This is a genomic window from Chryseobacterium sp. GW821-FHT04C04 (assembly GCF_059420365.1).
Genome location: NZ_JBWKTO010000005.1, coordinates 69,197 through 83,166 on the forward strand (window position 1 = coordinate 69,197; position 13,970 = coordinate 83,166).

The 13,970-nt window shown below is 34.0% G+C and carries 10 protein-coding genes; all 10 read right to left on the reverse strand.

All coding sequences use genetic code 11. The annotated features are described in order from the left end of the window. Window positions 1-637: 637 nt before the first annotated feature. The 10 genes from AC07UM_RS17265 to AC07UM_RS17310 all read right to left on the reverse strand — a co-directional run bounded on the left by AC07UM_RS17265 (window position 638) and on the right by AC07UM_RS17310 (window position 12,817). The gene (locus AC07UM_RS17265) at window positions 638-1,375 is read right to left on the reverse strand and encodes a hypothetical protein (RefSeq protein WP_494681302.1); all 738 of its coding nucleotides are present in this window, start codon (window positions 1,373-1,375) and stop codon (window positions 638-640) included. A gap of 713 nt (window positions 1,376-2,088) precedes the next feature. Beyond that, a complete protein-coding gene (locus tag AC07UM_RS17270; RefSeq protein WP_494681303.1) occupies window positions 2,089-2,946 on the reverse strand; it encodes a hypothetical protein in 858 nt (285 codons plus the stop codon). Window positions 2,947-3,157: 211 nt separating this feature from the next. Continuing rightward, entirely contained in the window at window positions 3,158-4,018 is an 861-nt protein-coding gene (locus AC07UM_RS17275; RefSeq protein WP_494681304.1) for a hypothetical protein, read from the reverse strand. A 211-nt stretch (window positions 4,019-4,229) separates the two neighbouring features. Further along, entirely contained in the window at window positions 4,230-5,090 is an 861-nt protein-coding gene (locus AC07UM_RS17280; RefSeq protein ID WP_494681305.1) for a hypothetical protein, read from the reverse strand. Between the two features lie 149 nt (window positions 5,091-5,239). After that, entirely contained in the window at window positions 5,240-6,118 is an 879-nt protein-coding gene (locus AC07UM_RS17285; protein ID WP_494681306.1) for a hypothetical protein, read from the reverse strand. 418 nt (window positions 6,119-6,536) lie between these two features. Further along, window positions 6,537-6,944: a 5-fold beta-flower protein gene (locus AC07UM_RS17290; RefSeq protein WP_494681307.1), complete on the reverse strand. Its 408-nt coding sequence runs from the start codon at window positions 6,942-6,944 to the stop codon at window positions 6,537-6,539. Window positions 6,945-7,123: 179 nt separating this feature from the next. After that, on the reverse strand, window positions 7,124-7,768 hold the full coding sequence (locus AC07UM_RS17295) for a hypothetical protein (RefSeq protein WP_494681308.1): 645 nt from the start codon (window positions 7,766-7,768) through the stop codon (window positions 7,124-7,126). Between the two features lie 6 nt (window positions 7,769-7,774). Then, complete coding sequence (locus tag AC07UM_RS17300) at window positions 7,775-11,893, reverse strand: phage tail protein (protein WP_494681309.1); 4,119 nt, start codon at window positions 11,891-11,893, stop codon at window positions 7,775-7,777. A gap of 319 nt (window positions 11,894-12,212) precedes the next feature. Beyond that, entirely contained in the window at window positions 12,213-12,590 is a 378-nt protein-coding gene (locus AC07UM_RS17305; protein WP_494681310.1) for a hypothetical protein, read from the reverse strand. Window positions 12,591-12,649: 59 nt separating this feature from the next. Beyond that, complete coding sequence (locus tag AC07UM_RS17310) at window positions 12,650-12,817, reverse strand: hypothetical protein (protein WP_494681311.1); 168 nt, start codon at window positions 12,815-12,817, stop codon at window positions 12,650-12,652. Between the last annotated feature and the right edge of the window lie 1,153 nt (window positions 12,818-13,970).

A 13,970-nucleotide genomic window follows, 5' to 3' on the forward strand; every position in this document is an offset into this window, starting at 1 on the left:
GTCTTTTATATTTTTAAAAGCATCCTTTAATAGGCTGCTGAAAAGAAAACCTCAACCGAAAAGCAGCTCACATTAGAGAGTCTTACCCAAACTGCCACAGCGGTTCTTTGTGGAAAGTTTCTCACTCATTGGAATTCCTACTTTTTAAAGAATTAATCCTACGCCTGAAAGAAAATTTTAGATGGGGTAATCTATCATTCTGCTTCATGGATGAGATTCTTATGATCGCTCATTAGAAAATTCCAATATTTCAGACGCAAAAGGCTTCCCATTATTGAGGATCTTACTCGATTGAGGGGATGTTTGTATGTTGATAAAATAGCGTGTACTCCATCTTTAATTAAAGAGGTTTCCACTCTATTCTGAGATTTGCTTTAATAAACCTCAACCGAAAAGCAGCTCACATTAGAGAGTCTTACCCAAACTGCCGGAGCCGTTCTTGGTGGAAAGTTTCTCACTCATTGGAATTCCTACTTTTTAAAGAATTAATCCTACGTCTGAAAGAAAATTTTAGATGGGGTAATCTATCATTCTGCTTCATGGAGGAGATTCTTATGATTGCTCATTAGAAAATTCCAATATTTCAGACGCAAAAGGCTTCCCATTATTGAGGATCTTACTCGATTGAGGGGATGTATTAATCAATAATATAATTGATCACATCAGTATCGTCTCGTCCTAAAATAATTTTTATATTAACTGGAGCCGATCTGTATTTTTTTCCATTCACATTAATTTCCAAAAGCACTTGAATAAGAGAAAATGGTTTTCTATGATGAACTGAATATCTAAATGAACCAGGTCTGTTGAAGGTGCCTGATGGATAAAATTCTTTTAAACTTGCATTGGGTCTGAAATAGTTAATAGGATTAATATCGATCACCATTTCATTAGACGTTACAGGATATTCGGACTGTCTACCCAAAGATTTTGCATCTAATGGGCGTTCCTTGAAATAGCCAGACTCTTTTAAATGACCACTTTGAAGCCTTTTTTTCTGCTTGTATCGTTTGATGATAATCTGAGGCTGGTATTTATCAATATCTAAGTCGTTTGATAATTTTATATTGAGTAATTTATATTTTATATTACTACTTAAAACATGCTTATATTTATCTATCTTCGGTACTCCTGACCCATCATCTTCAATGTTTATATGTCCTCTTCCTGATTTCTGGATATTTTCAGCTACATAGAAGTGATAGTCTTTTCCTTTCCAGTTTCCTGATGCCTTTACCTCCAGTCCGAAATTAAACTCATTTAAATGAACATAATTATCTATGAATTGGCCAAATTGACTTTGTGTTGGATATTTACCGGTTTCAAAATAGGTTTTCAACTCCTCTCTTTGGGTAAATTTATTGTTTTCTTCCATGATTATTTTAATTTTCTTTAGTGCTTATGTTCTTCGTGTAACTGGCTTTCTGGATTCAATTATCATCTAGTATTTACAGGGCAAAATTCCTCTTTTTTTTGGTCTAATAAAAGTTTTTTGATATCTCTACCCTGTAGTTACAGTAACTCTTATTTTTATAATAATCAGATGATTACATGCTCAATTTCAAAAACTCACGCTTCACTATTTCCAACAAAAATTTTGTTTTCCGCTTGCACGAAATGTGTTATTTATTCTTAAAAAAAATAGATCTGATTAGCCTTTATTCTGCTTCCTGGGTGAATTCCTGATTTTTGCACATCAGAACGTTTCAAGATTTCAGGGATAAAAGGCTTTCTATTATTGAAAATTTGTATTCGATTGAGAGTATATTTTAGTAATGGGTAATGGAGTTGATCACATCTTCCCGTCCTGCGATCCTACATCATTTTATAGCAATAGGACACGGTTTGTTATTTTGTTACCTAATAGCAGTTGCTATTGGTGTTATGATTTACAGGTCAAAATTAATCACTTTTTTATTCTTATCAAAGTTTTTTGCCCCTTCTGTCCTGTAGTTGCAGTACCTCTTATTTTTCTATTAATCAAATAATTCGGTACTTGGTTTTAAAGTTTTCACCCTCTTTATTTTTTCTAATACAGTCCGGTGAATTTTTAAAATGTTGATTCTTCTTCAAATATTTGTATGTTGATTATTTTCCAATGGCAGCATAATTACATTCGATTCTTATATTTCTGATTTCCTTTGCCCGATCGCCCCCAAAAATATCCTGATTATTTTGTCCCGCCTGTAAGTAAGCCGTCATTAAAAGAGCGTTCTTATCTGCATCGTAGACCTTACATTCTATGGATTGGCTGATTTCACGAAGGTCTGCTTTATAACTAAATGCCAGATAATCTGATATGTCGTAATGATCAGTAACAATGTTTTTGGAGGTGTACATATGCCCCCAATAGGTTGCTTGGACCATATATTGAATGGAAGCTTGTGTTTTATTAACAAACTCAATAGCTGTGTTTACAATATTTATTCTTTGTCCAAAATTTTGTTTGAATATTCTCACGTACAGCCTTTTCCCTTCCGCTGTTCCAAATTCAAACCCATCAGGAATCGCAGGCAGATTATTTCCGAACAGTTTAGTTATCACAAAGGTTTCATCTATATTGCAGTTCAAAAAATAATATTCGGTTTCTTCTAATCCTTCTGCCGGAAATTCTTTTGCTTTAATGGTATAGGGTGAGCTGCCAAATAAGTATCGTTTTTCCTCTCCACGGTATTCTCTTATGGTGATCATCTGATCTTCCTCATCCTTTGAACCTACGGCTGCTATAAATTTTTTATCTCCAATATTAATTCCAGAATAGAAAATATTGGCGTTATCTATACTTTGCAAACTATTGGCAATGATTACCGCTTCTTTATTACTCAGGTTATCACCCTTATGTTTTAAAGAATCTATCAAATCTGAAAATTGATTTTGTGTCGGATATTTTCCTGTTTCAAAATAGGTTTTTAGCTTGTCTCTCGTAGTTAAATTATCTTTTTCCATATTATTTTAATATTTTTTTACGGCTTATATTATGATCATATTGTTTTGGGATTCTATTACTATTGAAGATGTAAAGTCCGGACTTTATCTTTTATTTATTTCTGTAACCGCTTTTCGAGCTTTCCGTTCTGTAGTTGTGATAATCCTTATTTTTTCAGAAATAGTGTACAATTTTAAGGTGTTGATTCTTGTCCAAATGTCTTCAGCCTGATTATTTTTCATTTTTAGAATAATTACATTCGATTCTTATATTTCTGATTTGCTTTATTTCGCCCCCGCTAACACTTTGATTGCTTTGCCCCGCCTCGAAATAGGCTGTTGTTAAAAGTTTGTTATGATCTGCATCATAGACTTTACATTCTATGGACTGATTAATTCCCTGAAGGTCTGCTCTGAGATATAGATACAAAGAATCCCATGCATCATAATGATCGGTAACAATATCTTTATCAGTATATTCACTGCTCCAGTAATTTCCTTGTAGGGTGTATTGAACAGGTACCTGAGTTTTATTAATAAACTTAATATTTGTGTTGACAACATTTAATTTCTGCCCTGCATCTACCCCGCTTATATGTACATTTCCCCTTTTCCCCTTCAGCGTTCCAAACACAAACCCTTCAGGAATCTTAGGTAATGTATTACCAAACAACCGGTTAACTGCGTAATCATCTATTTGTATCATCATAGAATAGTATTCAGTCCCCACTAACCCTTCTGTTGGGAGTTCTTTTGCTTTAATGACATATGGTCCATTCCCAAATAAGTAGTATTTTTTATCATTGTAAGGATTATCATCTATTGTAATCACCTGATCTTCTTTATCTGCTGAACTTATAGTGAACAGAAATTTTTTACCTTGAATATTATATGCATAATAAGCTATACTTGCATTATTCATCAATACCCCATTCAAACCATTGGCAATGATTACCGCCTCTTTATTAGTAAGAATATCTCCTTTAAGTTTCAAAGAATCTATCAAATCCGAAAATTGATTTTGTGTCGGATATTTACCTGTTTCAAAATAGGTTTTTAGCTTGTCTCTCGTAGTTAAATTATCTTTTTCCATACTATTTTAATATTTTTTACAGCATATGTTATAGACATATTGCTTTTTGGGTCCAATTATTATTTATGATGTAAAGTCCGGACTTTATCTTTTATTTATTGCTGTAACCGCTTTTCGAGCTTTCCGTTCTGTAGTTGTGATAATCCTTATTTTTTCAGAAATAGTGTACAATTTTAAGGTGTTGATTCTTGTCCAAATGTCTTCAGCCTGATTATTTTTCATTTTTAGAATAATTACATTCGATTCTTATATTTCTGAGTCCTTCCATTAGTTGCTCTCCACCCCAATAATCACTACTTGACCCTGCATGTAATAAAGTTGTTGCTAAAAGGTTATTGTTATCTGCATTATAGACCTCACAGTTTATAGATTTATTACTTGCCTGAAGATCTGCATTATAATAAAAAGATAGATAATCTGATATATCATAATGATCGGTAATAGTGTCTTCAGTCCTAAATCTGTCATTCCAGCTGCCTGTCGTTATTCTATATTGGATAGGTATTTCTGTGTTATTAATAAACTTAACAATTGTGTTTACGACCATTATTTTCTTTCCAAATTTCTGTTTGGAAATTTGTATGGGCATCCTTTTACCATCCAGTATTCCGAGCTCAAAACCATCAGGAATTGTATTCAGATTATTTCCGAAGAGCCTATTAATGGTATAGGTCTGGTTGAATTGATAACCCAGACTATAATATTCGGTTTCTTTCAATTCTCCTCCTGAAAATTCTTTTGCTTTAATGGTGTAAGGTGCACTGCCTAATAAGAATTGCTTTACCACGACATTGTCAGTTTCTTTTATTGTAATCACCTGATCATCCTCATCCTGTGAGCTTATAACAATTGGAAATTTTAAATTTCCGACATAATTTGTATTATAATAAATAAATGCATTATCAATTCTTGCCAAGCTATTGGCAAGAATTGCCATTTCTCTATTGGTCAGTACATCTTCTTTATGTTTCAAGGAATCTATCAAATCTGAAAATTGACCTTGTGTCGGATGTTTACCTGTTTCAAAATAGGTTTTTAATTTGTCTCTGTTGGTTACTTTATTTTCTTCCATAATTCTTTACTGCTTATCTTATCAGCATACACTGCTCTCTGGATTATTATTGATAATTTAAAGTGTGAAATTGTTTTTTTTGATTTTCCGGTTCTGTAATGGCAGCTTTTGAAGTTTTCAAAATATTGATGCTATCAAGCATTTCAGCCTTACTTTTCTAACGTTCCGTAATCACATTCAATTCTTATATTTCTGATTTTATATACCTGATCACCTGCCCAAACACTATTATTATTTTGTCCTGCATCTAACTGGCAAGCCATTAAAAGGCTATCATTATCTGTATTATAGATCTTACATACTATAGACCTGTCACTTTCTGTAAGATCAGCATTATAGTAGATAGCCAATTCATCCCATACATCATAATGATCGGTAACAATGTCTTCACTTCTGTATCTGTCCCTCCAATTAACGGTAGATGTTCTATATTGAATAGGGATCCCTGTTTTATTAATAAACTTAATGCTTGTATTGACAATGTTTATTTCCCGTCCAAAATCCTGTTTGCTTACTTCCAGGTAAAGCCATTGCTCATCCCCGTCCAAAGTTCCAAATTCAAACCCATCAGGAATTGTAGGCAGATTATTTCCAAACATTCTCGATATTGAGTATTTTACTTGTATATCAGAATTCAATACAAAATATTCATATTTCCCAAGTCCTTTTGCTGAAAATTCCTTTGCTATAACAGAATATGGAGCACTACCAAAGAAGTATCTTTTTCCTTCCTGAAATCTATAGCTGCCTGCTTCCCCTAAAATAATTACCTGATCTTCTCTGTCTTGCGAACTTATAACTATCGGAAATTTCTGGTCTTTAATATCACCTGACAAGTTGTACGAAATGAATCCGTTTTTAATGGATGCCAAGTTATTGGCCAGGGTGACCATTTCATCATTGGTCAGGATATCTTGTTTATGCTTTAAGGAATCTATCAAATCCGAAAATTGACCTTGTGTCGGATGTTTACCTGTTTCAAAATAGGTTTTTAGCTTGTCTCTTGTGGTTAATGTATTTTCTTCCATAATTCTTTACTACTTATCTTATTAGCATACACTGCTCCTTGGATTATTTTTGATGATTTAAAGTTTGAAATCGATTTTTTTGTGAAAGTTTTTGAACTCCTCTATTCTGTAGTTGCAGTACCCTTATTTTCCAGAACCGGATGATTGGTTACTTTATTTCTGAGTTCAAAATTCATCTTTTTTTTATTATTATGAAAGTTTTGGAACCTCCGTATTCTGTAGTTGCAGTAACCTTACTTCAGACGATTTAGAAACAGTTAAGGTTTTGTCAGTTTGAATATTTTGGGACTAATAACGGTGTGTAAAAAGAGATCAACCAGGGTATGTTGATCATGGAAAAAGGCTTAGATTATAAAATCCAAGCCTTTTTATTTTAACGTATTCTAGTGAGATCATTTTGTCTTCGCAGAGCTGATGATCAATTTAATTTAAAAAAGAAATAGACTACTGCTGCCCATTCTTTTCTAACGCCTCTGGCATAGCCAATAGTACTATGACTGCTGTTTTCTACGGTTCCATCATCTTTGATGTAGCCAATGGTGGAATGGCTGCTGTTTTCTACTGTACCATTGCTTTTTACGTACCCAACCGTAGAACGGCTGCTGTTTTCTATCGTACCGTCATTTTTGATATAGCCAATAGTGCTGTGGCTTTTGTTTTCAATAGTGCCGTCACCTTTAATGTAGCCCACTGTTGAATGGCTGCTGTTTTCTATGGTTCCGTCACTTTTGATATAGCCAGTGGTACTGTGGCTTCCGGATTCTATGGTTTGGGCGCTTACAGAAAGACCGAATAGCAGGGAACAAAAGAATAGTGTTTTTTTCATAATCAATATTTTAATGAGTTATTAATTTGGGTTATTTGATGTATTCAAAAGTATTGATTATTCTTTTATATTGGATAATTAAAATAAAACTGTCATTTATATTTGCGGAAAAGTGAGTTTTATTAAAAGAAAAAGCGAAACTTCTAATTGAAGTTTCGCTTTTTACTTTTTTGAAAATTTTATTTACTTTTATTAGAAAGACGCAAACTTTCAAATTTGGCAATAAAATTCTCCCAAGTCCAACCCGGAAAAATTTTTGGCATCTCTGTTTTAAAAACTTCCGTTTCTACCGAGCCAATACCTTCGCCATCCATATAGTATAATAAAACAATTTGCCAATGATTAAATACACGAGCCTCAAATGCCATTTGGGTATAACCATTATAATCTAAATCCAAATTATTCAATTCGTAGTTACTTACACTCATATAATAGAGCGACTTGTATATAATATCCGGTTTTATAATAAACCCCACATAGGTTTCTGGTGATGGATAATCAAGTGGACGAAAATATTTAAGTTCTTCCTCATCTCCCTCTCCATATATACCATTATCTTCTGCAAACAAATACTTAGTTTCAGCTAATCTTATATAACCGCCTATATTTCCATTTTTCGCTTTTTTCCAGCTTTTTTGCCAACCGTTATTCCGTTTTCTGTAAAATTCTTCTATACCTTTGTGCACAGCGTCTAATCTTGTAAGCTCTGGCAAATCCATTTCAAGGCGTAAATTACCATCACTATCTACTTCTTCAATTGTTTTAAAGTCTTCTTCCGCTTCCAAAAGCGAATCATACAAAAAATCACCAAAATATTCTAACATTAATTCTTATTTTAAGGTTACATTGTTTGCTTCTTGTAATATTTTCAAATCTCTTTTCAGTTCTCTACTCGCATTTGGTATCTGTTCTAAAATTTGATTATAATTATTCAATTTTCCTGCATCTTGTACTTTTTTTGCTACATCAATTATCAATTGAGCATTTTCTTCCAATAGTACTTTTGTGTTAGCAACTATATCTTTTGCAGACGAATGCAATATACTAACTTTTTCTCTCTTAAATTTATTAATTTGATAATTTTTAATATCAAAATCAACAGGATTTAATACTGATTTATTTACTACAAATTTTTCGTCCTTAACATATTTATCACCCTCTTTTTTAAGATAACTAGATTGTAATGTCAAACCTTTTGGCACATGCTGTTCTGCTTTTCGGATTCTACGAACTTTATCTTTATCTTCATCACTTTCAAAACCTGCTCGCTCTAATTCATTATCATTTACTTCCGGTATAGACTGACCATATTTTACAAATAAAGTATAATCAACTATAGCTCCACTTAGAACGGCAATTTTAATAGGCTCTTCTGCAGTACGTAAATGGTTTTTATTTCCATCTTGTGATAATGGAGTTAAGTTTACCAAAATACCTTCACCATGTATATGTTCATTAAGTAAATGTCCTCTTACATAATAACTTCCGTTACCATTCATTCTATAAGATAAATCTTTATATATATCATTTGTTTCTTTAGGTTCTGACCCGTTAACTCCTTTTCGAGTCAGTATTTTTGCACGCATAGATGTACCCAAAGCACCACCAGTTGTAGATTTTGATGAATGTATGATTTCTGACTCAGGGAGACCTCCTTGCTTGTCTATACCAAACAATATTGCAACAAATTTTGATAAGGCTTTGGTCATACTCGAAATATCAGCTTTTTTCTTTTTCTCTTTTTCTTTCTCACCATTAGTTTCATCAGTTTTTCTTGTATCTATGTCTTTAGCAATTTTTATAGCATTCTTTTTGGCTTTTTCGATTCGCTCATCATTGCTTCCTATTTCTATACCAGCAATAAAATCACTAAATTTCTTTGGAGTACTTGCTACAATTAATTCCGTTCTACCACCTTTACTATCAAAGTATAAAGTGTGCTGATGCTTGTCATCTGCTTCAAAAGAAACCAACACATCATCCCAAGTTTTCGTATCGTCATTTTCAATACGCTTCTGCGTCTCTTTATCTTTCTTCCCAATTCCAATCTTCCCAAGCAAACCTTTAGCCTTATTTTTCACAAAAGTCCAGAACTTCGTAATCGCCTTCACAATACGCTCTCGTATTTTTCGAATCACGCCAACCACTTTATCTGCCAATCCTCCAATACCTAATAATGAAGCTAAAAAGCCAATTAATACAGGGATTGCTCTGCCTAATGCATTTTCTATTGATTTGGCTACTGCGCCTACATTTCCGCTGGCAATTGCTTTTATACTATCTGTAAAGGCTTTTACCAGTTCCATAATTTGTGCTGCCCGCTGGATGAAGAATTTCACCACATCTATAATGGCCATTGCCGCTTTTATAAATGCTCCTACCGGAGTCAATAATCCCATAATCCATTTAATACCCGCCTGAATTACCTGCGTTTGAACGATATCCATTATGGTATCCATTATTGTTTCTTTTAGGTCAGCAAATTGGTCTTTCAAATGCTCCCAAAGTCCGGCAACACCGTCTTTACGAACAATCTGCACCATTTCGAAACCGGTTTCCAGAACTCTCATTACGGGCTCTCCTACAACTTTAGAACCGATCGCTCTAATACCATCCCATGTTAAACCAAGCACCTGCGTGGTAATAGAGAATATTCCTTTTAAAGAAAATACATCTTCCGGCATCTTTAAAGAAATACCTTTCATAGCTCCGGTCAGCCATCCGAAGAAACCTGTTTTAAGGTGTGTCCAGATATTGGCTCCGAAATTGGTAAATCCTTGCGAAACTCCGGCAATAAGATTTTTGAAAAACCCTATCGGATCCATGATAATAGCCTGAATGGCGCTGATAACACCGGATAGTAAATTGGTAAGCGTATTTTTAATTTCAATAATAACAGCAAATACACTGGTTTTAAGTACATCAAGAGCTTGATTAACCCATCCACTGTTTTGTGTTTTTAAATCTGCAATTCTGTTATCAATACTTGTAATATTATCTGCATATTTTTTAGCCAATACATCAATTAATGCATCTTTTTTACTGTTTACACTTTCTTCCAATGCATTGAATTTACTTTGAATTTCTGCAATGGCATCTTTTCCAATTTTTCTTAAACTTGGTGATAAACTGTTGACATAAGTCTGTACATCTTTTTTACCTTTAGCAATTCTGGTTTTGGCTGCATTAAGCTGAGTGGTAACATGGGTTGCAATTTGGTCAATAAATTTATCCATGACTTTAATGTACAAGTCCTTACCACTGTCAAAAAATTTGTTGACCTCTTTAGGTAAGCCTGTAGCTTTGTCCCATAACCACTTACCAGCTGCAACCAAAGCGCCATATTTTGCATAGGCATCTCCATAACGTTTCTTCTTATAAGCCTTCATTTCTTTATCGACATGAGCTTCAAATGCTTTTTTAGCTTCTTTGCTGCCATTATCAAATTTTTCTGCCACCGACTTATCCAGATTATTTAAAATACCGTCGACTTCAGTTTTGGAAGTAAGATAAATACCATTAATATGATCGGCTATTTCTTTTCGTTTTTGGCTGTCTTTGCCTGAGGTTTGTTTTTGTTCACCATGTACATTACCTAGTCCGCCTTTTCTCGCACCATGCATTCCACTAATATGATGCGCCGCTTGTGTCTGTGCATCATTACGGGTTTTAGACAGCTCTTTATTTTCGTTGGTTCTAAACTGTTGAGTGGCTTCAGCACTTTGGGCTTTGGCTTTATTCTTTTGGGCCAAAGCATCCGTAAATGTAGGCTCATTAGATTTTGCCAGCATCGTATCGGTAACTCCATTGGCTTTCATTTCGCTGTCGATACTTGCTGTCTGCTCCTTAATAGGCTGCTCTACGCTTGCAGCATTTCTTTTCACAGGCATCGCATTCGCTACATTGGGTGTTCCCGGAGCAGCACCTACATTTTGTGTCGGCATTTTTGCAACGGCACGAACAGGCTGTGCAGCCGTATTGGGTTGTGCAGCGGTTGCAGAAGCAATATCATTAGAGGCTACATTTTTCTCTTTTTTAACATCACCTACTGCCTTTTGATTGACTTCCTGTATATTGTTGTGTTTCTCAAATTCATCTGCCTGCTCTTCATTTGCAGGAAGCTTGATGCTGTGTATTTTTTCACTTAGCAAAGCTTTGAAATCTTCTTTCTTGAACAGCCCTGGTTTCTGTTCATCCATGGTGTTCACTTGACTTGCTTGTGCCATACTCTGACGTTCGTTGGCAGGTGATGGTGCGGCAGCTTGTGCATCATTTGTCGATTTGCTTGATGGTTCGTGTTGCTTCTGCAGCTTAGCTGTATTATTTATTTTTCCGCTTAATGCGGTAAACGCAGGATTACTGTTAGCATCTGCTGACGTGACAGCCTCGGTGTCCATCACTTCTGCTTTGTCAGAATTTACTTCTTGAGACTGATCTGCACTGGCAACGTTTGCTTTATTTGGCATCCCTTTTTTCTCTGAAGGTTTTACTGCCGGATTTGTTTCTTCAATTTTTTTACTTTGTTGATGAACCATAGCCTGCTCTTCCAACGTTTTTGAAGCGGTTCCGGATTTAATATCATTATAATTCTGTGACTGGCCGGTATTCAAGGTTGATACATATCCTTTTTCCATCTTCCGGGTCTCAGGATGATTGATATCTCCCGTTTCCGCCAAGCTCTCCTGATGCTTTTTATACATTATTTCAGCACCTTGATCGTAAATGGTCTTCGAGCTATGAACTGATGGTATAGCACCGTTCAGGTTCATTTTATTGCTATCCCGGTTTTCAAGCCCGGCATTAGCGACTGATGTTTCAGGGGTTTGTATTTGTGTATTAACAACTTCCACCAATGGCAGGGGTATAACTATAGGTTTTTTAGCCTTTTGGTTTTTATTTTGGTTTTGGTGGGCTTTATTGTCTTTTTCTACAGGTTTTGCTGCTTTCATTGACTTGGTTTTTAATTACATATTATTTTAAAAGGTATATAAAGCACAACTTATATTGTTGTGCTTTATACCTACCTGTTGAAGTGAAAAATCTGACCGGATATGGTAGATCTTTTTTAAAGAATTTGAGTAATTAGAAGTGGTTATTCAACTTGGCGATGAGAAACAGGTACTGCTGAGCCACTTATATTTTTTCTCTTGTTTATTTGAGTTTTCATGGTTTTTCAATTTCAAAATTCATTCTTTTTTGGGAGAATCAAATGCTTTTTAGCCGATAGATTCTGTAGTTGCAGTAAGGAATTTTCCCTGCTCAATTTTTCTACTGAACCATATCATCTTTTTTCTCTTCCTCTTCAGGTTGTCTGTTGGTCTTAATACCATATCTGTTTTCAATAAAAAGATTCACTGCTTTATCAATCCAGTTAGGCAGATTGGTAGTGATCATTTTGAGGAATTTATCATAGCCATATCCCAGTACAAATAATACTCCTGTTGAATACCATTTATCATGCAATTCGGCTCTATTCATCAAATAACTCATCGTAAATCCAACGATTACAACGATTAATAATGTGATAAAATGTTCCCACGGTTGCTTCTTCTCCTTATTCTGTATTGAGACCAGTACTCTTAATAACCCTCCTGAAAATGCTATTGCAGTTCCGATCAGAAGGGCTTTTATACTATCCAAATTCATTCTTTTGCTATATATTATTGATTAAAAATTTTTGTTTTTTACAATTTTCAGATGTATCATTATTCCTGATCCAGCATGTACATATCATCTAAAAATCTTTTGCTTTTTCGGATATTTCCAGTCTCATTCACATAGGCTAATTCGTCAATAAGATCACTAATATCTTTATGGGGCTTTTGCAGCTTTTCCTTATCTTTTTTCTTCTTTTTCTTTTCTTTTTTTTTCATGGTTTCTAAGTTTCTAAGTTGTATTGAATGAACAGTTGTTTTTTTACTCTTTTTAAATTGGTTTCTTTAATACCCTAAGGTCAGACGGTTTCTTTTTTCAGGTCTATGTTTTTACTAAACAATAGAACTTAAAAGCAAAAACCGTTTTTCACCTTAGTATTTTACTATCAACTTAAATTTGAGAAAGAGGTCAGGACAACCTTTTGATTCATTTGATCTAAGGGTAGTTATTGGGGCAGGATAATAACTTTGAATCCTTTTCTATCTATCATTTCAAGATCCAAAGAGTTCGCTCTAAAGGATTTTATTAATGAGATCCAGTGCAAAACGATATGAATACACTGGCTGAACTTTGTTTTCACTAACTTTGAAGAAGTATGTTATATATTGTTCTTTCGGACAGAAACAACATTTCTGTTAACTCAGTTACAATTACTTTCATCTGTTTATCTTGATTACGTCTTACATATTCAATGACAAAATCTTTTCTTTTCTCTACTAATTCTTTGCTACGTTTCATTTTTTTTTATGGTTAAAAGTTTTTTTTATGCTAAAAGTTTTTTTTGAATTAGACGAGTTTCATATTTCTTATATTTTACTGTTCCATTGAGGACATAAGAAACCTTAAAGGCATGGTTCAGGCCTTTAAACAGATGTCTAATTACATTATTTAATTTTGGTTTTTTAGAAAGTTGATACCAGGTATTTTCTAATAGAAAGGATACACCGGCTTCTTTCTTCTAACTTCTACTTCGTTGTAAATCATTCTAAGAACGCTTATTATGAATTGATTTTCTATAAGCGCACAGAGTCAGCATTTACTTCTTGTATTTGTTTATAAAGAGCGCAACATCCTATTTGTCTATATTAAATTATTCTCAAAAATAATTGAGCTTGTTTAACACACTTTATCTCCTCTTTAGGATGTATTAACAATCTTACTGATCACTATAATTAATCGATATTTTATAGGTTAACCAGTAATGTGAGTCTGCATTTTTAGTTTATTTCATATTTTCGAAAAACAAAGAGCCAACAGCAGCTTCATTTTTAAATTAACAAAACAATAAACACATTTTCCTCACTGATAAAACCGAACAAGATAAACGCACAAAAAACTCTTATTACTGTTATAAAAAATGCACTTTTTACA